General features: G+C 62.4%; 18 protein-coding genes and 1 tRNA gene. 13 read left to right on the forward strand and 6 right to left on the reverse strand.

Annotated elements, in window-relative coordinates; all coding sequences use genetic code 11:
• Nucleotides 1–2: 2 nt before the first annotated feature.
• Nucleotides 3–869 (reverse strand): carboxylating nicotinate-nucleotide diphosphorylase, encoded by an 867-nt coding sequence (gene nadC / locus ACW7G1_RS06370; protein WP_456978936.1) that lies wholly within the window; start codon nt 867–869, stop codon nt 3–5.
• A complete protein-coding gene (locus tag ACW7G1_RS06375) occupies nt 866–1,135 on the reverse strand; it encodes a Trm112 family protein (RefSeq protein ID WP_456978937.1) in 270 nt (89 codons plus the stop codon). Before ACW7G1_RS06375 ends, nadC begins: the two co-directional genes overlap by 4 nt.
• A gap of 92 nt (nt 1,136–1,227) precedes the next feature.
• Between ACW7G1_RS06375 and purE the strand changes: the two genes are divergently transcribed.
• Together purE and ACW7G1_RS06385 are read left to right on the forward strand one after the other, a co-directional pair.
• Complete coding sequence (gene purE, locus ACW7G1_RS06380) at nt 1,228–1,731, forward strand: 5-(carboxyamino)imidazole ribonucleotide mutase (protein ID WP_456978938.1); 504 nt, start codon at nt 1,228–1,230, stop codon at nt 1,729–1,731.
• On the forward strand, nt 1,728–2,882 hold the full coding sequence (locus ACW7G1_RS06385; RefSeq protein WP_456978939.1) for a 5-(carboxyamino)imidazole ribonucleotide synthase: 1,155 nt from the start codon (nt 1,728–1,730) through the stop codon (nt 2,880–2,882). Before purE ends, ACW7G1_RS06385 begins: the two co-directional genes overlap by 4 nt.
• Nucleotides 2,883–2,930: 48 nt before the next feature.
• Here ACW7G1_RS06385 and sodB read toward each other — a convergent pair whose 3' ends face one another.
• Nucleotides 2,931–3,509: a superoxide dismutase [Fe] gene (gene sodB, locus ACW7G1_RS06390; RefSeq protein WP_456978940.1), complete on the reverse strand. Its 579-nt coding sequence runs from the start codon at nt 3,507–3,509 to the stop codon at nt 2,931–2,933.
• Nucleotides 3,510–3,630: 121 nt separating this feature from the next.
• Between sodB and grxD the strand changes: the two genes are divergently transcribed.
• The 5 genes from grxD (at nt 3,631) to ppnN (ending at nt 10,229) form a co-directional block, all read left to right on the forward strand.
• Complete coding sequence (grxD, locus tag ACW7G1_RS06395) at nt 3,631–3,972, forward strand: Grx4 family monothiol glutaredoxin (RefSeq protein WP_456978941.1); 342 nt, start codon at nt 3,631–3,633, stop codon at nt 3,970–3,972.
• 68 nt (nt 3,973–4,040) lie between these two features.
• Nucleotides 4,041–4,733 (forward strand): SDR family NAD(P)-dependent oxidoreductase, encoded by a 693-nt coding sequence (locus tag ACW7G1_RS06400; RefSeq protein ID WP_456979857.1) that lies wholly within the window; start codon nt 4,041–4,043, stop codon nt 4,731–4,733.
• 10 nt (nt 4,734–4,743) lie between these two features.
• Nucleotides 4,744–5,337 carry a MarC family protein gene (locus ACW7G1_RS06405; RefSeq protein WP_456978942.1) on the forward strand — a complete coding sequence of 198 codons (594 nt, stop codon included), beginning with the start codon at nt 4,744–4,746 and terminating at the stop codon, nt 5,335–5,337.
• A gap of 214 nt (nt 5,338–5,551) precedes the next feature.
• Nucleotides 5,552–8,749, forward strand: coding sequence for a TonB-dependent receptor (locus ACW7G1_RS06410; RefSeq protein WP_456978943.1), 3,198 nt, complete (start codon nt 5,552–5,554; stop codon nt 8,747–8,749).
• 97 nt (nt 8,750–8,846) lie between these two features.
• The gene (gene ppnN / locus ACW7G1_RS06415) at nt 8,847–10,229 is read left to right on the forward strand and encodes a nucleotide 5'-monophosphate nucleosidase PpnN (RefSeq protein ID WP_456978944.1); all 1,383 of its coding nucleotides are present in this window, start codon (nt 8,847–8,849) and stop codon (nt 10,227–10,229) included.
• A gap of 220 nt (nt 10,230–10,449) precedes the next feature.
• Here ppnN and ACW7G1_RS06420 read toward each other — a convergent pair whose 3' ends face one another.
• The gene (locus ACW7G1_RS06420; protein ID WP_456978945.1) at nt 10,450–11,472 is read right to left on the reverse strand and encodes a sensor histidine kinase; all 1,023 of its coding nucleotides are present in this window, start codon (nt 11,470–11,472) and stop codon (nt 10,450–10,452) included.
• 127 nt (nt 11,473–11,599) lie between these two features.
• On the opposite strand from ACW7G1_RS06420, the gene ACW7G1_RS06425 reads away from it, so the two are divergent.
• The 6 genes from ACW7G1_RS06425 to ACW7G1_RS06450 are packed head-to-tail and all read left to right on the forward strand — an operon-like array spanning nt 11,600 to nt 18,544.
• The gene (locus ACW7G1_RS06425) at nt 11,600–12,136 is read left to right on the forward strand and encodes a GspH/FimT family pseudopilin (protein ID WP_456978946.1); all 537 of its coding nucleotides are present in this window, start codon (nt 11,600–11,602) and stop codon (nt 12,134–12,136) included.
• Nucleotides 12,133–12,639, forward strand: coding sequence for a type IV pilus modification protein PilV (pilV, locus tag ACW7G1_RS06430; RefSeq protein ID WP_456978947.1), 507 nt, complete (start codon nt 12,133–12,135; stop codon nt 12,637–12,639). The genes ACW7G1_RS06425 and pilV overlap by 4 nt, the downstream gene beginning before the upstream one ends.
• Nucleotides 12,636–13,874 carry a PilW family protein gene (locus ACW7G1_RS06435; protein ID WP_456978948.1) on the forward strand — a complete coding sequence of 413 codons (1,239 nt, stop codon included), beginning with the start codon at nt 12,636–12,638 and terminating at the stop codon, nt 13,872–13,874. Before pilV ends, ACW7G1_RS06435 begins: the two co-directional genes overlap by 4 nt.
• A gap of 4 nt (nt 13,875–13,878) precedes the next feature.
• Nucleotides 13,879–14,367, forward strand: coding sequence for a pilus assembly PilX family protein (locus ACW7G1_RS06440; RefSeq protein WP_456978949.1), 489 nt, complete (start codon nt 13,879–13,881; stop codon nt 14,365–14,367).
• Nucleotides 14,368–14,378: 11 nt separating this feature from the next.
• Nucleotides 14,379–18,101 (forward strand): pilus assembly protein, encoded by a 3,723-nt coding sequence (locus ACW7G1_RS06445; RefSeq protein ID WP_456978950.1) that lies wholly within the window; start codon nt 14,379–14,381, stop codon nt 18,099–18,101.
• On the forward strand, nt 18,101–18,544 hold the full coding sequence (locus ACW7G1_RS06450) for a type IV pilin protein (RefSeq protein ID WP_456978951.1): 444 nt from the start codon (nt 18,101–18,103) through the stop codon (nt 18,542–18,544). Before ACW7G1_RS06445 ends, ACW7G1_RS06450 begins: the two co-directional genes overlap by 1 nt.
• A 66-nt stretch (nt 18,545–18,610) precedes the next feature.
• Here the strand turns inward: ACW7G1_RS06450 and ACW7G1_RS06455 are convergent.
• Nucleotides 18,611–18,687 (reverse strand) — tRNA-Asn (locus tag ACW7G1_RS06455).
• Between the two features lie 85 nt (nt 18,688–18,772).
• The gene (locus ACW7G1_RS06460) at nt 18,773–19,303 is read right to left on the reverse strand and encodes a GspH/FimT family pseudopilin (protein WP_456978952.1); all 531 of its coding nucleotides are present in this window, start codon (nt 19,301–19,303) and stop codon (nt 18,773–18,775) included.
• Nucleotides 19,304–19,456: the final 153 nt, after the last annotated feature.

Genomic DNA, 19,456 nt, shown 5'->3' on the forward strand with positions numbered 1-19,456 from the left:
GGTCAGCCCGTCGCCGGCGGCGAGCCGAGCTTGAGCGAGAGGTCGATGGCCTGCACGTGCTTGGTCAGCCCGCCGATGGAGATGCAGTCGACGCCGTCCTCGGCAATGGCGCGAAGACCGGGCAGGTCGACCCCGCCGGAGACTTCCAGCGGCACCCGACGTGCATGCGCCGCGTTGATCCGGACGGCCTCGCGCCGGGTGGGAGCATCGAAGTTGTCGATCAGGATGCGGTCGCAACCCACCTCCAGCGCCTCGCGCAGTTCCGCCAGGGTCTCGACTTCGACAATCAGGGGCAGCGACGGTTGTGCGGACCGCGCCGCGTTGATCGCCGCAGTCAGCGAGCCGGACGCGCGCACGTGGTTCTCCTTCAGCATCACCGCGTCGAACAGGCCCATGCGATGGTTGGTGCCGCCGCCGACACGCACGGCGTACTTCTGCGCCTGGCGCAAACCGGGGATGGTCTTGCGGGTGTCGAGGATTTTTGCCCGGGTGCCGCTTACCGCCTCGACGTAGCTCGCGGTGGTGGTGGCGGTCGCCGACAGGGTCTGCATGAAGTTCAATGACGTGCGCTCGGCGCTGACCAGCGCGCGCGCCCGGCCGCTCAGCAGCGCCAATACGGTGCCGGCGGTCACGTGGTCGCCTTCGTTTACCTTCCAGTCGATACGGACCTGCGGGTCCAGCGCGCGGTGGCAGGCATCGAACCAGGGCCGCCCGCACACCACGGCGTCCTGCTTGCACAGCAGGTAGGCGGTGTCGGCGGCATCGGGCAGCAGCGCAGCAGTGACGTCGCCGCTGCCCAGGTCTTCGGCCAACGCGCTGGCGACGTCAGCGTCAATCGCAGCAAGGGGCGGATGGAAGTCGGCCGTCATGCCGACGGAAATCCATCGACCTGCGCGGTCATGATCGCCTCGTCGCCCAGCAACACCGGAATGCCGTCGTCGACCCGGTAGACGCGTTTGCGGTCGGCGGTCACCAGGGCCTCGCGCAGCGGCTCGGTCTGGGGACTGCCGTCGTCCCGGGATACCGTGGTGCTGGCGATCGCGTCATTCAGTACTTGCAGCCCACGTCCCTCGAGCATGGCCAATGGCTGGCGGGTGATCGGGCAGACGAGCAGATCGAGCAACTTGCGGTCCATGGGGTGGGAGTCTCCAGTTCATTCGGGATGTGCACACGCATGGCGCTTGCGTGCATGCCCGGTAGAATACCGTTTTGCCGCAGGGTCCAACCATGACAGACACCGCACCGAGGCCGCTGGTCGGCATCGTGATGGGTTCGCGCTCCGACTGGGAGACGATGCAGCACGCCGTCGCACGACTGGAAGCGCTGGGTGTTGCCCACGAGGTGCGAGTGGTTTCCGCGCACCGCACGCCCGATGCGCTGTTCGACTATGCCGCCAGTGCGGCCGGTCGCGGCCTGCGCGCCATCATCGCCGGTGCCGGCGGCGCGGCGCACCTGCCGGGCATGCTGGCGTCCAAGACCACGGTGCCGGTGCTGGGCGTGCCGGTGCAGAGCAAGGCGCTCAACGGGATGGACTCGCTGCTGTCGATCGTGCAGATGCCCGCCGGTGTTCCGGTGGCCACGTTCGCCATTGGTGATGCGGGCGCGGCCAATGCGGCGCTGTTCGCGGCGGCCATGCTGGCGGTCGAGTATCCGGCGATCGGCGAGGCACTGGCCCAGTTCCGGGAACGGCAAACCAACGACGTCGCCCGCAACGACGACCCGCGTCGATGAGCACGGTCGGCATTCTCGGTGGTGGCCAGCTGGCCCGGATGATGGCCTTGGCGGGTGCTCCGCTGGGGTTGCGTTTCCTGGTCATGGACACCGCTGCCGATGCCTGCGCCGGCCAGTTCGCGCCGATGGTGGTGGGCGACTACGTGGACCAGGAGGCATTGGGCGAGTTTGCCTCCCGTATCGACGTGGCTACGTTTGATTTCGAGAACGTGCCGGCCGAGTCGGCCAAATGGCTGGTCGATCGGGTCCCGGTATTCCCCAACCCGCGCGCGCTGGGTACCGCCCAGGACCGGCTGGCCGAGAAGACCCTGTTCCGCGAGCTCGGCATCCCGGTGCCCGACTTCGCCGTGGTCGATACCCGCGAACAGCTCGACCAGGCGATCGCCAGCGTCGGGCTGCCGTGCATCCTGAAAACCCGGCGTCTGGGCTATGACGGCAAGGGGCAGTTCCGGATCCGCACCGCAGGCGACGCCGACGACGCCTGGGTGGCACTGGGCGCGCAGGCGGCGAAGGTCGGCTTGATCCTGGAAGGTTTCGTCCACTTCCAGCGTGAGTTGAGCGTGGTCGCCGTGCGCGGCCGTGACGGCGAGTTCCGAGCCTGGCCGCTGACCGAGAACTGGCACGTCGACGGCGTGTTGTCGGCCAGCCTGGCACCGGCGAGCGTCGACGAAGCGCTGGCCGAGCGTGCGTTTGCCTATGCGCGCAAGCTGGCCGATGCGCTGGATTATGTCGGCGTGCTGGCGCTGGAACTGTTCTGCCGCGACGGTGAACTGCTCGCCAACGAACTTGCGCCGCGCGTCCACAACTCCGGGCACTGGACCATCGAGGGCGCGGAGACCAGCCAGTTCGAGAACCATTTGCGTGCCGTGCTCGGTCGGCCGTTGGGCTCTACGCGCATGCTCGGCCACGCTTGCATGCTCAACTGGATCGGCGCGATGCCCGAGGCCAATCCGATACTGGGCGAGCCATCGGGCCATTGGCATGACTACGGCAAGGCCGCGCGGGACGGGCGCAAGGTCGGTCATGCCACCTTGCGCGCCGATTCCACCGACGAGCTGGTCACCGCATTGGAAAGGGTCGGCGCAGCGCTTGGGCGCGAGGCGCAAGTCTCGCCGGTAATCGCCAGATTGCAGGGCGACCAGAAAAAATAAAAACGGCCGGGTCGCCCCGGCCGTTCGTGTTGCGCATCAACCGTCCGGTTACTTCATGTTCGAAGCAACGAAGTCCCAATTGACCAGGTTCCAGAACGACTCCACGTACTTCGGCCGCGCGTTGCGGTAGTCGATGTAGTAGGCGTGCTCCCACACGTCGCAGGTCAGCAACGCGGTGTCGCTGCCGGTCAGCGGGGTGTTGGCGTTGGCGGTGCTGACCAGTGCCAGCGAACCATCGGCGCGCTGTACCAGCCAGCCCCAGCCGGAGCCGAAGGTTTTGATCGCGGTGTCGCTGAACTGCTGCTTGAACTTGGCGAAATCACCAAAGGCCTTGTTGATGGCGTCCAGCACCTTGCCGGTCGGCTCGCCGCCGCCGTTGGGTGACAGGCAGTTCCAGTAGAAGGTGTGGTTCCAGACCTGCGCGGCGTTGTTGAACATGCCGCCCTGCGACTTGCGGATGATGTCCTCCAGCGGCATGTCGGCGAACTCGGTACCCTCGATCATCTTGTTGAGGTTGTCGACGTACGCCTTGTGATGCTTGCCGTAGTGGTAGTCCAGCGTCTCCGCCGAGATATGCGGCTCAAGCGCGTTCTTGTCGTAGGGCAGGGGAGGCAGTTCGATGGCCATTGGCGGGCTCCTGATGAAAGTGACTCTGGGGGACAGCAAAAGATTACAATCCCCATTCTATCCCCACCCCATGTTGCGTGGTCGTCAACGGTCACGGCAAGCCAAACCCAGGAGCGCGCCAATGTCGGTGATCGAGCGGATCCAGGCCCAGGTCGAGAGCCACCCGGTCGTGTTGTTCATGAAGGGGACGGTGGAGTTCCCGATGTGCGGCTTCTCCAGTCGCGCGGTGCAGGTGTTGCAGGCGTCCGGCGCCACCGGTCTGCATACCTTCAACGTGCTGGAGGACCCGGAGGTCCGCGCCAACCTGCCGCGTTACTCCAACTGGCCGACCTTCCCGCAGTTGTTCATCCACGGTGAGCTGATCGGCGGCTGCGACATCACCGTCGAACTGTATGAGTCGGGTGAGCTGGCGCGGATGATCAGCGAGACCCAGGCCGAGGATCAAGCGGAGAACCAGGCGTAGTGAGCTCGGTAAGCACTGCTCATTCGCACACCGTTGCTTCCGCTACGCCGGACTTGCATGACCGTGTGATTCTGGTGACCGGCGCCCATGGTGGTTTGGGCAGTGTGGCCGCCAAGGCTTGCGCGCGCGCGGGCGCGACTGTTGTGTTGCTGGGTCGCAAGCTGCCCGGGTTGAACCGGGTCCATGACGCGATCGTGGCCGACGGCGCTGCAGCCTTGCTGTACCCGTTGGACCTTGTAGGCGCATCGCCGGATGATTACGCCGAGATGGCGACGCGCATCGATGCCGAGCTCGGACGCCTCGATGGCGTGCTGCATTGTGCCGCCGATTTTTCCGGATTGACCCCGTTGCTGCATACCGATCCCGCCGCGTTCGCGCGCGCGATCCACGTCAACCTGACCGCCCCGTGGTGGCTCAGCCAGGCTTGCCTGCCGTTGCTGGAAAAAGCCGAAGATGCGGCGCTGGTGTTCGCCATCGACGACCTGGCCCGGGTAGGCAAGGCGTTCTGGGGTGGTTACGGGCTCGCCCAGCATGGCCTTGCCAGCCTGGTCGGCATGCTGCATGCGGAACTGGCCAACTCGCCGGTACGCGTCAGCGGGCTGCAACCCGGGCCGATGCGTACGCCGCTGCGGGCCAAGGCCTATGTCGAGGAAACCATGCACCTGGCCGATGACCCCCAAGCCTATGCGCAATCCTGCGTGACCCTGTTGTCGAGCGCCGGCGCGATCCATCGCGGCCAGGTCTGGGCACCCAAGCCGTGAGCGTCGTCGCATGACCATAGCCTCCGCCGCGCTGCTGCTGTTCCTGATCCTGGATCCGTTGGGCAACATCCCGATCTTCCTGAGCCTGTTGCGCACGCTGCCACCGGAGCGTCAGCGCTTCGTGCTGGCGCGCGAGCTGTTGATCGCCCTGGTCGTGCTGATGCTGTTCCTGTGGGGCGGCAAGTACGCGCTGGAAGTGATGCACCTGCGCCAGGACTCGGTCGCGATCGCCGGCGGTATCGTCTTGTTCCTGATCGGCATCCGGATGATCTTCCCGCCGCCGGAGGGGCTGATGGGCGCGTTGCCTGACGGTGAGCCTTTCATCGTGCCGCTGGCCATCCCACTGATTGCCGGCCCGTCCGGCATGGCCGCGGTACTGCTGATGGGCAGCAACGAGCCTGACCGCCTGGGTGAGTGGAGCCTGGCGCTGCTGATCGCCTGGGGCGTGACCGCGGCGATCCTGTTCTCGGCGACCTATCTGTACAAGTGGCTTGGCTCGCGCGTGCTCAGCGCAGTCGAGCGCTTGATGGGCATGTTGCTGGTCGCGATCTCGGTACAGATGTTCCTTGACGGACTGGTCGGATACCTGGGCGTCGCGTCCTGAACAGCGCGTTGCCGGGGGGCGGCAGGGCAAACACATGATCCAGCGGCTGGGGGGAGACCGTCACAATTCTGTAAAACATCCGCATTAGTATGTCGCCATGTTAATCTAACGTTAACTGGCAGCCACCAGTTTGTTGCGTCAACACCCAAGAAAACCCCGCCGTCGCCCCACCGATGGTCAAGTCAAGTTACCCAACGCCTTGAGGCCCTCCGTCATGAATCACCCCAGCCGCGCCCGGTTGTCCAAGCTCACCCTGGGACTGCTCGTTGTCCTTGCTTCTGCTCCTGCATTCGCACAGAGCACCTCCGCCGGCCTCGGTGGACAGGTGTCTGGTACTGACGGCCAGCCGGTCGTCGGCGCCGAGGTCACCATCGTGCATGATGAATCGGGCACGGTCAGTCGTGTCACTACTGACGCCAGCGGCCGCTATACCGCGCGGGGCCTGCGCGTGGGTGGGCCGTACACGATCACCATCAACAAGGCGGGTGCGGGGTCCTCTTCGGAGGACGACGTGTACCTGGCCCTGAACCAGGTGAGCACCGTTGATGTGAAACTCGACAACGATGTCACCACCCTGACGACGGTTCAGGCAGTTGCCATGGGAGGCGGCTCGGAGATATTCAGCGCCACCAAGATGGGCACCGGCACCAACGTCACCCAGGAGCAGATCGACGCGTTGCCGTCGGCCAGCCGCAACATCCAGGATTACATCCGCCTGGACCCGCGCATCGCGCAGACCGATAAGGGTGACGGCGCGATCTCGGCTGGCGGCCAGAACTCGCGATTCAACGTGATCCGGATCGATGGCGTCAACAGCAGCGACCCGTTCGGCCTGGAAGCCAACAACATGCCGACCATGCGGCAGCCGGTCTCGATGGATGCGATCGAAGAGATCAACATCGACCTGGCCAACTACGACACCACCATCGCCGGCGGCACCGGCGCGATCGTCAATGCGGTCACCAAGTCCGGCACCAACGAGTTCCACGGTTCGGCCTACTTCGCCATGCGTGACGGCGACTGGGTCCGCGAGGACCTGGCGGGCGAGGAGTTCCAGGGCTTCGACAAGGAAGAGACCTACGGCTTCACCCTGGGTGGTCCGCTGATCAAGGACAAGCTGTTCTTCTTCGCCAACTACGAGCAGTTCACCCGTACCGCCCCGGGCGTCAGCCTAGTGGGTACCCCGTACGGCCGTGGCGAGATCACCGATGCCGACATCGCCCGCGTGCAGGCCGCAGCCCAAGGCTACGGCTTTGACGCCGGTGGCATGACCCCGCCGGCCAGCGCCGAGACCGATATCGAGGAATACGCGCTCAAGCTGGACTGGAACATCAACGACGATCACCGCGCCGCGCTGCGCTACAGCAAGCTGGTGCAGTCGGTGCCGCAGATTCCGGGTTTCGGCAACGACGGCGTCTCGCTGCGCAGCCATTGGTACGACCAGGACAAGACCTTCGAAAGCGTGGTCGGTGAGCTCTTCAGCAACTGGAGCGACACCTTCACCACCGAGTTCAAGGTCTCGCGTCGCGACTACTCGTCGATCGCGTCCACCTACGCCAACCTGCCGGGCATCATCATCAAGGACGGTGAAAACGAGATCAACCTCGGCACCGAGCGCAACCGCCACGCCAACGTGGTCGACACCGAGCAGACCACCCTGTTCGGCGCGGGCACCTGGTATGCCGGTGACCACGCCATCAAGTTCGGTTTCGACTATGAGGACAACGACGTCCTCAACTATTACGGCCGCGACATCAACGGCGTCTATACCTTCGACAGCATCGAGGACTTCGAGAGCAACAATCCCTCGCGCTACCAGGTTCGCGCCCCGCGTCCGGGTGGCAGCTACGCGGACATCCCGGCGGCGTACAACTTCAAGAATACCGGTGTGTTCATCCAGGACGACTGGGCGGTCAATTACAACCTGAGCCTGATGTTCGGCGTGCGCGTGGACATGCCGGAGTTCGACAACAGCCCGATCTACAACTCGCGCATCCAGGAGATCTACGGCTACGACAACTCCGTCACCCTCGACAAGAAGCTGGTGCAGCCGCGCTTCGGCTTCAACTACACCTTCGACACCGATCGTCCGACCCAGCTGCGCGGCGGCGTGGGCCTGTTCCAGGGCGGCAACCCCAACGTCTGGCTGGCCGGCCCGTTCCAGAACACCGGCCTGAACTTCGATTCCTATGACTTCCGCGGCCCCGACACCCCGGGGTTTGACGCGAGCCTGCCGCCGACGGTCGTGGGCGGCAACGCTGGCGCCCCGCTGATCACCGCCGACATCATGGCGCCGGGCCTGGCCCTGCCGTCGATCTGGAAGGCCAACCTGGCGATCGACCACGAACTGCCGTGGTACGGACTGGTCGGCTCGGCCGAGTTGCTGGTGACCAAAAACAAGGACGCGCTGTGGTTTGACCGGATCGACGTGGGCGGTGCCACCTATCAGGGCCAGGACGGCCGCATGATCTACTGGAACGCGGCTGGCCTGGACCCGGCCAATGCCGGCAACTTCGGCATCGATGCGGGACTCAATGGTGCAGAAAACCGCGCCAACAAGAACCCGGGTGTCGATCAGGCCATCGTGATCCGCAACACCAACAAGGGCTCGGCGCGTCAGCTGACGCTCTCGCTGTCCAAGCCGATGGTCGAGAACTGGGGCTGGAGCGTGGGTTATACCCACACCGATGCCACCGAGTTCAGCCCGGCCACCAGCTCGCAGAACTCCTCGAACTGGAACAACTCGCTGGTGTTCAACACCAACGAGCCGGTCGGCTACAACTCGCGCTACGCGATCCGCGACCGCTTCACCGGTGCGGTCACCTGGCAGAAGGACCTGTTCGGCGACAACACCACCAGCATCGGCATGTTCTATGAGGGCCGCTCGGGTCGTCCGTACAGCTACATCTTCTACAACGACGTCAACGGCGACAGTGCCGAGACCAACGACCTGTTCTACGTGCCGTCGGGCCCGGGTGATGTGATGTGGACCGGTGGCGCCGAGATGGAGAAGGACTTCTTCGACTGGATGGCGACCAGCGCCCCCGAGCTGCAGCGCTACCGTGGCCAGGTGGCTCCGGCCAACGAGTTCCGGGCCAGCTGGGTCAATACCTTCGACGTGCGCATCAGCCAAGAGATTCCGGCGTTCTTCAAGGGCCACAAGGCCGAGATCGCGCTGGACATCATGAACTTCGGCAACCTGCTCAACAAGGACTGGGGCGTGGTCGAGGACTACGGCTTCTATGCGACCCGCCGCGTGGCCAATTACGCCGGTATCGATCCGGCTACCGGCAAGTACATCTACAACTTCAGCGGCTTCACCGACAACGAGAACATCCAGGACGGCGCAGGCCGCTCCAACCCGGGTATCTCGCGCTGGTCGGCGATGCTGAGCTTCAAGTACAAGTTCTGATCACACTCGGAATGCAGTAATCCAACGGCCGGGGCAACCCGGCCGTTTTTGTGTGCGCTAAAGTCTTCACCAGAAAAACCATAACCAAGGGAATCCAATGACCGCCCCCACCAACGCGACCTTGCCGACTGTCAACGCCCGCATCCATCCACGCGGTGGCCTGGACCTGCTGTCGCGTGCGGAAGTCGCCCGCCTTGCCGATGCCTCTGCCGGCGGCATGCACGACCTGTTGCGCCGTTGTGCGCTGGCCGTGCTCACCAGCGGGAGTGCCTCCGACGACCCGCGCGCCGCCCAGGAGCTGTACCCGGACTTCGATATCCAGGTCCACCAGCAGGACCGCGGCGTGCGCATCGACCTGCAACACGCCCCGGCGATGGCCTTCGTCGACGGCCAGATCATCCGCGGCGTCGCCGAACTGCTGGCCGCCGTGGTGCGCGACCTGGCGTATCACGCGATCGACCTGGGCGTGGATGCCGGCCGTGACCTGGACAGCAGCAACGGCATCACCGATGCGGTATTCGGCCTGCTGCGCAACGCGCACGTGCTGCTGCCCGCCGACCCCAATCTGGTGGTGTGCTGGGGCGGCCACTCGATCAGTCGCGAGGAGTACCTCTACACCAAGGAGGTCGGCTACCACCTGGGCCTGCGCGGCCTGGACATCTGCACCGGCTGCGGCCCCGGCGCGATGAAGGGGCCGATGAAAGGCGCCACCATCGCCCACGCCAAGCAACGCAAGCGCCGGATGCGCTACATCGGCGTGACCGAGCCGGGCATCATCGCCGCCGAGTCGCCCAACCCGATCGTCAACCACCTGGTGATCATGCCGGACATCGAGAAGCGGCTGGAGGCCTTCATTCGCATCGGCCACGGCATCATCGTGTTCCCCGGTGGCGTCGGTACCGCCGAGGAGATCCTGTACCTGTTGGGCATCCTGCTGCGCGAGGAGAACGCCGACGTGCCGTTCCCGCTGGTGTTCAGCGGTCCGACCGCCTCGGCGCCGTACTTCGAGCAGATCGACAAGTTCATCCGCCTGACCCTGGGAGAAGCCGCGACCAAGCGCTACGAGATCATCACCGGCAACCCGGTCGCGACCGCCCGGCGCATGGCCAACGGCGTGCACAAGGTCCGCGAACACCGCCTGGAGCAGCGCGACTCGTTCTTCTTCAACTGGTCGATCAACGTGCCGCTGGAGTTCCAGCGCCCGTTCGTCCCGACCCATGAAGCAATGGCCGCACTGGACCTGCACCACGGCCGCAAGCCGCATGAACTGGCCGCCGACCTGCGCCGCGCGTTCTCCGGCATCGTCGCCGGCAACGTCAAGGAGGACGGCATGCGCCGGATCGAAGAGCACGGCCCGTTCGAGATCCATGGTGACCCCGAGATAATGGCGTCTCTGGACGGCCTGCTGCGCGCCTTCGTCGAGCAGCGCCGGATGAAGATCGCCGGGGATTACAAACCGTGTTATCGGGTCGTGGCCTGAGTCACCTGCCACCCAGGAAGGCCTGGGCAATTCGGCTTTTGACCGTCATCCCCTATTTTCTGACCGTCATCCCCCTTTTCTGATCGTCATCTCCCTTTCGACCGTCATCTCCCTTTCGACCGTCATCTCCCTTTCGACCGTCATCCCTCTTTTGACCGTCATCCCCGCGAAGGCGGGGATCCATGGACTTTGATATTCAAGCGCCGAAAAACCTCGACGCTCACCCCTCCACCGGCAACCGTACCGTGGCGATAAACCGTCCCGCCTCAACCTGCGTCTGCACGCTGCCGCGGCCGCCGGTTAGTGCCTCGATCCGCACCTGCGAGGCATTCAACCCGACCTGGTGACCGGCAAACGACAGCCCGCCCGCCGGTGGCAGCGGGTTGCTGATCCGCACCACCACCGTGTCGGGCATGGTGCTCACGTTGACGTCGATGTCCCCGCTGGCCATCCGCTCCACCCCGTGCCGGATCGCGTTCTCCACCAACGGCTGGATCGACAGCGCCGGCACCGTCACCGCCGGCAACTCGCGCGGCAAATGCCAGCCAATCGTCAGGCGATCACCAAAGCGCAGCGCCTCGATTTCCAGATACCGCCGCGCCAGCGACAGCTCGTCTTCCAGTGAAATCTGCCGTGGCCCCGCCAACGCCGCGCGGAACAGGTCGGCCAGGTCCAGCAGCAACCGCTCCGCCTCCTCCGGCCGCTCGTGCACCAGCGCCGCGCCGGTGTTGAGTGTGTTGAACAGGAAGTGCGGCCGGATGCGCGCCTGCAGCGCCTGCAGCTCGGACTGCTTGGCGCGGACCGCGTGGAGCCGGCCGCGCCAATGGTTCTGGAAGGCGGCCAGTCCGAGTAGGCCTACGGCCAGCACGATGCCGGTCAGGCGCCATTGCATCCCGTTCCACTTATCTGCCGATAACGACCATACGTCGCGGAAGAAGAACCACGCGAGGTTGGAGATCGTCAAGGTAAAGACGACCAGCAATGCCAAGGCAACGTAGGCTACATGGGGCGGCCGCAAATGGGCCAGCGGGCGTCTCATCAGATACAGCGCTGCCAGCGTGCTCAGCGATATCCACTGGATCGCCAGAGATATCAGGCCGAAATAGCGCAAGCGATCATCCTCAATACCGGGTGCGAGGGTCAGCACAACCGCAACACCCTCGCCCGCGAGCAGCATCCAGAGAACTGCCGGAGCTTGCCACAGCGCGTCGAGTGGGTCGTAGGTAGCAGCGGTCTTGTGCATGGACGTGAGGGTAGTCCATCCGGATCCAACGTACGCCCACGGACTCGATACGACCGCCTATCGCCTTGTCCTTGTATCCATGAGCAATGTTCAGTGAGGATGCCCATACAGACGCTGGGGAGCAACTATGTGTCGCACAAGAAGTAGCGCCGGATTCACCTTGGTTGAGTTGATGATCACCATTGCCATCGCGGCGATCGGTATGACGCTCGCCTATCCGTCATTTACCAGCGTACTCCGGTCGAATCGCGTTGCCACGGCTACCAACAGCTTGATCGCATCTTTCAACCTTGCACGCACCGAGGCCATCCGTAGCAACAGTGGCGCAGGTGTGTGTCCATCAGGCGATGGGTCCGCGTGCAGCGGCAGCGACTGGAATGCCGGGGTACTGGTGTTCGGCGACAACGACGCGACCGGGGTGTGGTCCACCGGGGACACTGCAATCCGCTATTTCGAAGCGAAACCAAGCCTGTCATTTACTGCAGCGCCCACGGGCGGGGCCGCCGCGGTTCCTGCGGTTGCTTTTGACAGACGCGGTCGGGTGGTTTCGGCGATCGATGTTGTGCTGAGGCCCACGGACTGCCCAAATGATGCCGAATTGCAACGTCGCATCCACGTCTCGCGTAGCGGCCAAACTCGTATGAGCAAAGAGGCGTGTCAATGAACCTCAACTTCAAAGCCAGACGCACCAGAGCGGGTAGCATCCGGAGAGCCCAGGGATTTTCACTCATCGAAGTGCTTATAGCTCTGCTGCTGTTGGCGTTTGGCTTGCTCGGCTTGGCTTTTTTGCAAGTGCTGAGCGTCCGTTATACGCAAAGTGCTCAACATCGCACCATGGCAACCAATCTGACGTATGAAGTGCTGGATATGATGCGTTCCAATAGCGTGGCCGCACGTCGGTACGGGTTTATCGATGACGCTGATTTTCCAGTGGTGGTTCCGGCGACTGGGTGCGTCCGGGGCACAAGCGGTAACTACAGCAACAATATCAGTCGCTGGAAGTGCGAAGTGGTATCAAATTTACCCAATGGCACTGCCAAGATTGATTTTGTTGGTGATGTGGTAACAGTTGCCGTGTCGTGGGCGGATGACGTCGGTCGCGAGGACAGTGCGGATGCCGGTGCGCCGGACAAGACCACCACATTCGAAGTTGAGACAAGGCTATGAGTACGCCTCGCTTATCTCCCCGCGCGGCAACTGCTGGCCTGTCGCTGATCGAGTTGCTGATCGCAATGGCGATTGGTGTGGTGCTATTGCTGGGCTTGGTGCAGGTGATGTCCGCATCGAGAGCGGCCTATCAGCTCTCATCCGGCGTGGCCCGCACTCAGGAGAACGCACGTTTCGCGATGGACTCAATGCAGCGCGACTTGCGCATGGCCGGGCACCTGGGTTGTGTCAACGATCAGGCGCGCATGCAGGAGGGCATGGAAGGCGTACATCTCAAGTTCCTCCCTGATGACGTTAACCATGTAGCCGCCTCGGTTCCGCTCCGCTTTGACATGGGTATCCAGGGTTTCGAGGCCGCAAGCTCCGGACCCGGTGACACCATTACTCTGCCGACCACTACAGTGGCTGCGGGTAATGCGAACTTGTGGTTGCCAAACCTGCCGACCGAGATCGAAAACCTGAATCCGGTTGCCAACAGCGACATACTGGTAATGCATTATTTTGCTCCAGCTGGAGTAAGCCTCCAAGATGGTGCCGCAGGTTTTAACGTGACGGCCAGTAACGGGGTCGCGGCCTCGATTACGCCGGCCAGCGCGGGGACCGATGTGACCAATGATCTGGTGGTCAATGCGACGGCTCTGTTTGGCATCTCCGACTGTGCGCAGGCCACGATATTCTCCGGCAAGCTGTTGGATGCGGGTACTGGCGAGGTAGGGTTTTCGGCCGGTGGGTCATTGACAAATAAAAGCGGGTTTGGCGGTGTCGAGGCCTATCAGCCGAGTCAAGCCACGTTGTATCGTGCAGAAAGCCTGGTTTATTACGTGGGTGTGGGCGCTGGCGGTGGACCATCGCTGTTCCGCGCGGCGGCAAATGGTATTGGAGCTTACGTCAGCGAGGAGTTGGTGGAGGGCGTGGAGTCGTTGCAGCTGATCTATGGCAGGGATCAGAGTGCTCCCGGTACGCGCCCAACGGGCTATATCACCCGCAATACCGTCGCCGCCGATATCGGCGGAGCAGCCGCTGCCCCGACTTACGCGCAGGCCAACGACTGGCGCCGCGTTGGCATGGTCCAGGTAGGCATGCTGATGCGCAGTAGTGATCCGGCGGCAGCCGATCAGGCCATCAATGCACCATCGGTATTGGGAGTCAGCATGACACCGCCGGCCGGCGACACCTTCTATCGCTCGGTCTATGAATCATCGATTGCACTGCGCAACCGCTTGTACGGAAATTGAGGGCATGACGATGCAGACTATTTTGTGCCCGCCTGCGCGCCAACGCGGCGCCGTGCTCTACGTAGCACTGGTATTCCTGGTGTTACTTGCGCTGTTGGGTGTTGCCGGTATGCAGATCGCCATGTTACAGGAGCGTATGTCGGCCAATTACCGCGCTACCAATATCGCCTTCCAATTGGCAGAAAGCGAAGCGCGCGCCCTGGAGGCGGAGATCGAATTGGACTTCAACAGCGGTGGAATGTTCATCTCCGATCAGGAGCGTTGCGACCCGACGTTTGACCCGGTGGCGTGGGCGGAAGACCAAGCCGCGCTCACTACGCCTGTAGCGGTCAGCCGTTCCCGGCGCATCGACCGATGCACACCCGGTGGCTCACTGGGGACGGGCGTGCGCGCGGAAAGCGAGAAAACTGACCAGATGTACCAGGTGACCGCATATTCCCCTGATGCCGGTGCAACGTCCGACGCTGCCGTCGATACCATCTTTATTCCGTGAGTGGCCTAGCCATGAATGACAAAACCATTGTACTTGCCTTGAGCGCCCTGATTGCGGCCTCGTTGGCCACCATCAGCCCTGCCGGCGTCAACGATCCGGCTCAGGGTGAAGGCACACTGACCCAGAGTCCGCTTAGTCTCGGCGGTGGGGCTACACCCGCTTTTATCATGGCGGTTGATGACTCGGGGTCAATGACGTTTCAAACTTTGTTTCCGGGCAGCGACGGTGAGGCGTGCTGGAGCACTAATGCGGATAGCTTCTTCAGTGGGTCGGGGGTTGATACAGCTCTGCGGACTAGCGGGAGCTGCAACTATCTTTACGTGTCGCCTGGTGATCGTATTGGGGGAGCTTATTATGGGATTGCGCCCCTGGATTCGCTCGGATTTGCTAGGTCACCGGACTGGAATCCTTCGTATTTTGATCCCGACGCAACTTACCAGCCATGGACGCAAGCTGACGGTAATAATTACCCCGATGCCAACGTAGCAAATACCCGCATCCATCCGACTAAGGGTTCGACCGTGAACCTGTTTTCCAGTTCTCTGGACACGGAAAATAGCTATAGGATGCAGAATGGTATGTATCTGTCTCCGGGAACACAGTATAGATACAATGGAAATAATTATACTGTTGGGAATGGGGGATATTACTGGGCGCGCGGGGATGGCAGGAGCGCCTATTTCCATGGCCCGGCTGCGGTTGTCTATCTGGAAACCCTGAAGGCGCTGGACGGGTACAGTGACGGGATCAAAGTTAACGACGCGTGCGGACCAGGATGTGCGTTGTGGAAGTACGAGCCGACAAGTGCTGCAGCCAAGCAGAACTATGCCAACTGGTTCTCTTTTTATGGTAATCGCCAACGGGCTATGATCGCCGGCCTCACGCGCTCCATGAGGGACGTAAGCAAATTGAATGTGGGGTATTTCACAATTAACTCGAACTACGGCAACGTTACCATGCGTGACATGGACGTGCCTTCGGACAAAGCGGCACTGTATGGTCAGATGCTGGCGCTGAATGCTAATGGCGGTACGCCCAACCGCAACGCTGTGCAGCACATTGGTGACCAGTTCCAGCGCAGGGATGAAAACGCACCTATCCAGACGAGTTGCCAGAAGAACGCTGGGATGCTGTTTACTGATGGTTATAGCAATGGCGGCGGGCCAAGCGCAGAGATCAGTAACGCCGATGGGGCGATGGGTGCGCCGTTCGCAGATACGCATTCCAACACTCTTGCGGATATTGTGACGTCATTCTATCTGGACAGGTCCGGTAATTCGCCATTGCGACCCGACCTCCAGGCAGGCAAAGTGCCTCGCCCACTGGCGTGTGAAGGCGCCAATCCTGACGAACGTCTGGATTGTCAGGAAAATTTGCACATGAATTTTTATGGAATCACGTTGGGCGCCAAGGGCGATATGTTTGGTAGCACGTATGGTGTACTCGCAGACGGCACCAGCGACGGCTCAGTGGCAACCGAACAGGTATTTTCTGGCGAAAAGCCCTCGCCCGCGTGGGAGGCGCGCCAAGACAACAACCCCAGTACGGTAGATGAGATCTGGCACGCAACCATGAACACGCGTGGCAAGTTCATTAATGCCACTACACCGGGAAAGATCACCGATGCAATGAGTGCCGTGCTGTCGGCAGTGTCGGCACAAGCGGGCCAGTCAGGCAGTCTCACTGTCAGCGGCGCCCGCGTAAGCGGCGATTCCTTGTCGCTATCGCCATCGTTTGGAGTCGACGGAACCGATTGGTACGGTGAGTTGACGGCTTTCGAGATGGCCTACTCAGCCGCGACCGGAACTTTGGAGCCGACGCTGAAGTGGGAAGCTAGCGAGGAGCTCCCGGCGCACGGCAGCCGGAACATCTATTTCGGCAAGACCACGGCCGGTACGGCCAAGCCCACGGTCAGCAGCTTCGCCAAGACGAACACTGATCTCACGCTGGCTAGTCTGTGCGCCGATTACCCTTCGACCAGTACCTGCAGCACCCGCCTCAGCACGGTGGCTACTCGTGATGAGGCGATCGATTATCTGCGCGGCGATACGTCGAATGCCGGTACTGGCAAGAAGCTGCGGACCCGGACCACCCTGCTTGGCGACATCATCAATTCGGCGCCAGTGGTAGCCTCCCCGCGCGACAATTATGGCTATGCAGCGCTGCTGGGGACGGGGGCGACCGCCCAGGAGAGCGACCCATACGATTACGAAGACTATCTGGCCACCAAGTCCACGCTTGGCACGTCGGTGTACGTCGGTGCCAACGACGGCATGTTGCACGCGTTCAATGGTGACAGCGGAGCAGAGACGTTCGCCTATATCCCCGCCACTGCAGTGGGATACATGGGCAACCTGTTGTTCCCGGATATCAAGGACTTCCAGCATCGCTATTACGTGGATGGGCAGATCACCGTTTCTGACGCGATGTACGGCAATGCCTGGCATACCGTCTTGGTAGGCGCGCCTGGCGCGGGCGGCAAGGGAGTGTTTGCGCTTGACGCGACCACGCCGAACAGCACCGCAGCTCCCAGCGTCTTGTGGGAGATCAGTGACAAATCCGGGGGGACGACGGGGAATGAAATCGGCCATGTACTGGCCAAACCCCTGATCGTTCCGGTACGGGCCAAGGACGGGTCGACTGCGTGGAAAGCGGTCTTCGGCAATGGTTACGGCAGCGTATCCGGCGCCGATGGCAGTGCGCATCTGTTCGTGGTTGATATTGGCACCGGCGCGGTCACCACGGTCAAAGCCAAGGAGAGCACCGGTGGTCTTTCTCGACCCAACGGCCTGGGCAACATCGTTGCGATCGATCGCAAGCTGATCGCCGAAGGCGTCGTCAGCGAAGGCAGTGATGGCTTTGTCGATACGATCTATGGGGGAGACCTGCACGGCAATATCTGGCGTTTCGACCTTACTGATGGCGGCTCGTTTGAAGTATCCGGTTTGCCGGTGTTCACGGCCAAGGACAGCGAAGGCAAGCGGCAGCCTATCACCGGCGGCCTTGAGGTCGCGCTGGGTCCAAAGGGTGGCGTGATGGTGCTGTTCGGCACCGGCAGCTTCATGTTTGAGGCAGTTGGCAACATCAACGACAAGACCAATAGTGATATGCAATCGGTCTACGGCGTGCTGGATATAGGCGACGCCGGCACGACGACGTTGGTGAGGAGCAATCTGCAAGCTCAGACATTGGATGCAGGCACCGGCGTCGTTTCGAACATCGATCCCAATTACTACGGGGACCAAAGTGGTTGGTATCTGGACCTGGACAGCAAAATCGAAAACTCCGCCGGCACTAATGTTGCTGCCGGAGAGCGGGTCGTTGGGCGACCGCGGCTGGAGGGTGGGACGTTCCTGTTCCCAACCTATGCACCCAGCAGCACGGATCCGTGCGCAGGCGGTGGCGCCAACGCCTTGTATGGTTTGAAAGCCCTGACGGGTGGAGGTGACCTGGGCAGCTTCCGCAAAGAAGACGGGGATCCGGCACCGCAAGGCACCGGCAAGATGGAGTTGGCGGTGGGTGGTAGCTCACCGGTCATGGATATCGGGATTTTCGCCAGTCCGGGTTTGGATAGGCTTTCACCCGTTACAGGCGAGACGGAGGCCGAGTACCAAGCCAGGTTGGATGCACTTCTTGGTGAGGGGCGGTGCGACGTGATGGTGGTGGTGCCAGGCGCTGACCCGTTGTATCGATGGAGAGCGTGTGGTCGCCAATCATGGAGGCAGGTGCGCTGATGAACATTACCGAGCGACATATGTATTCGAACACCGGCAAGGGGAAGGTCGCCGGTTTTACGCTGATCGAGTTGATGATCGTGGTAGCCGTAATCGCGATTCTGGCGGCGGTTGCCTACCCCTCGTACGCGGACAGCGTGCGAAAGGGGCATCGCGGGCAAGCCAAGGCCGACTTGATGGAAACCGCCCAGTTGCTCGAGCGCCATCGCACAGTGAACAACACTTACGCCGGCTTCAACATGGGTGCTTTCGGTCAGTCACCGCATACGGGCACGGCCCGTTACACGATCGCCCTGGCGAATGACGATGCAGATGGTTATGACCTTACCGCCAGCCCCGAGGGCAGTCAGGAGAAGGATACCCAGTGCGGAGCTTTGAGCATCAATCAGGCTGGGGTGAAGAGCATCAGCAGTACGAGTGGCTCGGTCGAAAGGTGTTGGTGACGCCAAACAGTACATAGTTGACACGCAAAACAAAGGCTCGCAGCAATGCGAGCCTTTGTTTTTGTATGGCGCCCGAAGCTGGACTCGAACCAGCGACCCCCTGATTAACAGTCAAGTGCTCTAACCAGCTGAGCTATTCGGGCGGGGACGGGCATTGTAAGCGGTACGTGGCAGGGGTCAAGGGCTCATGACGCTACAGAGTGGCAATCGTAGTGGGTCCGCAGGCGATTAGTAGGGGCAGGGCTCGTATCCGGTGGCGCGTTGAGTACGTGCGCGGCCGGCATTGTTGACTACCACTTCGCCGATCAATCGCTCATCGTCATGCCCGCACAGTCGCAGGCTGACGTTGCTGCCGTAGGCGCGGCCACTGGGGAGGTAGCGCACGCGTTGGCGTCCGCTGGTGGTGCGTAGGGAAAGATTGCCGTTGATAGCGTCAATCTGGCGCAAGACTGAGGCTGCGCCGCTCGGTTGCCCGGTACGACCCGAGTCGACAAAGATGATCCAGCCACCCTCCCAGACCTGGTCGCCCCGGCATCGCATCCCATCGCTGCTGGGACAGACGGTGACGGGCTCCGACCGGGTGACCGCGGCAGTTCGGGCGGCCATCAGCGATGCGGTGAGCAGGTGATAGGTACTGGCGACTCGCGTGCGTTCGATAACGGAGGCCAAAGCGGGAAGACCGACCCCCAAGGCCGCCGCCAGCACCGCCAACGTCACCATCAACTCAAGCAATGTGAATCCTTTCGCCACGGACTTCATCGGCCGACTCCATTCGGACAGCCTGCAGGGTCGCGCGCGCTGGGCTGAATGGTTATCGGCCACCTGCCCGCGCCGGGGTAGGGAAGTGCCGCCCCTGCCCCCATCAAGGTGGGGTCCTACACTTGGGGTTTGGCGGCCAGACGCTTCGACACG

This window comes from Lysobacter sp. A378 (assembly GCF_054052125.1).

Bases quoted from the DNA above. Each gene is read 5' to 3' on its own strand.
- nadC (WP_456978936.1), bottom strand. From the start codon at position 869: ATGACGGCCGACTTCCATCCGCCCCTTGCTGCGATTGACGCTGACGTC.
- ACW7G1_RS06375 (WP_456978937.1), bottom strand. From the start codon at position 1,135: ATGGACCGCAAGTTGCTCGATCTGCTCGTCTGCCCGATCACCCGCCAG.
- purE (WP_456978938.1), top strand. From the start codon at position 1,228: ATGACAGACACCGCACCGAGGCCGCTGGTCGGCATCGTGATGGGTTCG.
- ACW7G1_RS06385 (WP_456978939.1), top strand. From the start codon at position 1,728: ATGAGCACGGTCGGCATTCTCGGTGGTGGCCAGCTGGCCCGGATGATG.
- sodB (WP_456978940.1), bottom strand. From the start codon at position 3,509: ATGGCCATCGAACTGCCTCCCCTGCCCTACGACAAGAACGCGCTTGAG.
- grxD (WP_456978941.1), top strand. From the start codon at position 3,631: ATGTCGGTGATCGAGCGGATCCAGGCCCAGGTCGAGAGCCACCCGGTC.
- ACW7G1_RS06405 (WP_456978942.1), top strand. From the start codon at position 4,744: ATGACCATAGCCTCCGCCGCGCTGCTGCTGTTCCTGATCCTGGATCCG.
- ACW7G1_RS06410 (WP_456978943.1), top strand. From the start codon at position 5,552: ATGAATCACCCCAGCCGCGCCCGGTTGTCCAAGCTCACCCTGGGACTG.
- ppnN (WP_456978944.1), top strand. From the start codon at position 8,847: ATGACCGCCCCCACCAACGCGACCTTGCCGACTGTCAACGCCCGCATC.
- ACW7G1_RS06420 (WP_456978945.1), bottom strand. From the start codon at position 11,472: ATGCACAAGACCGCTGCTACCTACGACCCACTCGACGCGCTGTGGCAA.
- ACW7G1_RS06425 (WP_456978946.1), top strand. From the start codon at position 11,600: ATGTGTCGCACAAGAAGTAGCGCCGGATTCACCTTGGTTGAGTTGATG.
- pilV (WP_456978947.1), top strand. From the start codon at position 12,133: ATGAACCTCAACTTCAAAGCCAGACGCACCAGAGCGGGTAGCATCCGG.
- ACW7G1_RS06435 (WP_456978948.1), top strand. From the start codon at position 12,636: ATGAGTACGCCTCGCTTATCTCCCCGCGCGGCAACTGCTGGCCTGTCG.
- ACW7G1_RS06440 (WP_456978949.1), top strand. From the start codon at position 13,879: ATGACGATGCAGACTATTTTGTGCCCGCCTGCGCGCCAACGCGGCGCC.
- ACW7G1_RS06445 (WP_456978950.1), top strand. From the start codon at position 14,379: ATGAATGACAAAACCATTGTACTTGCCTTGAGCGCCCTGATTGCGGCC.
- ACW7G1_RS06450 (WP_456978951.1), top strand. From the start codon at position 18,101: ATGAACATTACCGAGCGACATATGTATTCGAACACCGGCAAGGGGAAG.
- ACW7G1_RS06460 (WP_456978952.1), bottom strand. From the start codon at position 19,303: ATGAAGTCCGTGGCGAAAGGATTCACATTGCTTGAGTTGATGGTGACG.